The sequence below is a fragment of the Streptomyces sp. NPDC031670 genome (assembly GCF_055580545.1).
Window position 1 is genome coordinate 1 of sequence record NZ_JBVILC010000059.1, and the last position, 1,958, is coordinate 1,958.

Sequence of the window (1,958 nt, forward strand, 5' to 3'; positions counted from 1 at the left end):
AAATCATCTCAGCCCCTCTAAAATGCCGGTTTCAGGCCAAAACAAAGAGTATCACCTGTTGATAACCATCAAGAACACGAACTCCTTGGCCACTTATCCATTTCGTGTCCTTGCACCAGAGGTCGTAAGCCTCATGGAGGCGACAGCTCGGACGCTATCAAAGTCGTTCATAGTTGCACTGAGACTATTCGAGTGCTACTGCGACCTTCTCGGCGTTCAAGTCAGCTACGTGGGTCTGTCGAGTCCCAGCTACACAGGTTTAGTCAGAGGCTTCCTTGGCGCCCTCAAGTCCACATCCTTTGTAGGGAATGAGTGGGCGGCGCGAAGAGCCAAGATCCGTATGTTCACTGCTATGCACAACGCAATGCGGGCCTCTGTTCCGGCATTGGAGCATATAGGTTACGACGATGAGAGCTGGGCGGAGAACGACCGAGCTTGGGAGCAAACTCGAGGTAAATTCAATGCAGAGAGACTCCGATACTGGAATGGTTGGAGGATCGAATCATCTAAAGAAACAGAGCATTTCCTAGATTTCCCCTGCCTTTGGGAAAGTCATGGAAAGGAGTTTACTGAAGACTTCTATCAGCACTGGGAAATGTTCTACAGAAAGCAAGCACGCCCTAGCTATACAGACCTGAACAAAATGGCACGCTTTCTTTCCGCAAATGCCAAAGACTGGCCAGCTGCTACCTTCCAACATCCTCAGAAAATCAATGAATTCTTCCTTGCTTTTATGAAGGATTTTTTCATTACTGCTTACAATGATAAAAAAGACATGAACTCCCAGATCCTTACATGGGGCCAGCTAATCTCAAACTGCGAGGCTCTATTTATTGATACAGGTGTATGGGCGACTCCCTATCGAGGTCATCTACCGAAGCCAAAATCGAGAACTACTTTTGGCGCTGGAACTCACAAAACAATACGAGATAACGGCGTTATAATCCATGAAAAGCTTATTACGCCGGTTCCGCTGTTTTTGACCGATGAAGAAGCAATTGAATTACTCTTTAAACGTATTGACACTGACATATCGATTACGACCAACTGGGCTGTGGTTCAAACTAGCGCTCTAATTAAAGCTGCGCAAAGCCGAAAGGAAATGGCAAAACTTGGCACGCCATTAGAAGGAGGGTCATCCCTAAAGAGCATAGCAGAAATAGGATATGCAAATATCTGTGCTACGTTCGAAAGAGATGGATTCCGAACTGGGAAGGCTTATCTTGATGCAAGATTTGGAGGCGGAAACCGAGCGGAAACTGCCGAAATCCTGGGCCTACCTACCAGTGAAAAACTATACCCATATCAGATCCTATTGGTCACGGAACATCCTGAGATAACTGGAAGTTTCTTAGAGAAACTTATTCTCTGTGATGACAATGGGGATTACATCGGATTCGTAAAAACCGAAACTGGTGCTAATTTAGTAGGCTACAAGGATCGGCGGGGAAAAAAACTTAGCGAACAGGTTATCAGTCTCAACTCGCTATCTCAAAGGTGGGTGGAAGAAATTATCGAGATTACTGAGCCTTTGCGTAATTTCCTACGCGAGCAGGGTAATCCTGCTTGGAAGGAGCTGTTCCTAACTTGCGGAGGTGCATTCTCAAAACCTTCAAGCGCTAGGTTTCCTCGCTGGAACCGATCCAAGCTAGCAGGATCAGATAGCCTGCTCGCAGGTCTTCAATCTCAATTCGCGCCCTATGAGCATTTGATGGGATGTGGAATTCAAGACTACCTTGAGCGTGTTTCGCTGGCTTCTCTGAGAGCATCTTGCGGCGTTGCTGTGTATTTAAAAACAAAAGATGTAACTGAAATGGCCAAAGCCCTGGGGCACGCTCGTTATGACTCACTTCTACTAGGAAGATATTTGCCCGAAGCGCTGCTCGGGTTCTTTCAAACACGCTGGATCCGGATTTTCCAGCGCGGCTTCATATGTGAGGCTATGAAAAATAGTCCCT

The 1,958-nt window shown here is 46.7% G+C and carries 1 protein-coding gene; it reads left to right on the plus strand.

The window, feature by feature from the left end; genetic code table 11:
- Positions 1-352: 352 nt before the first annotated feature.
- Positions 353-1,958, plus strand: a 1,606-nt coding sequence (locus tag ACZ5ID_RS36990; RefSeq protein WP_468907193.1) for a hypothetical protein, incomplete at its 3' end; no start/stop codon positions are given.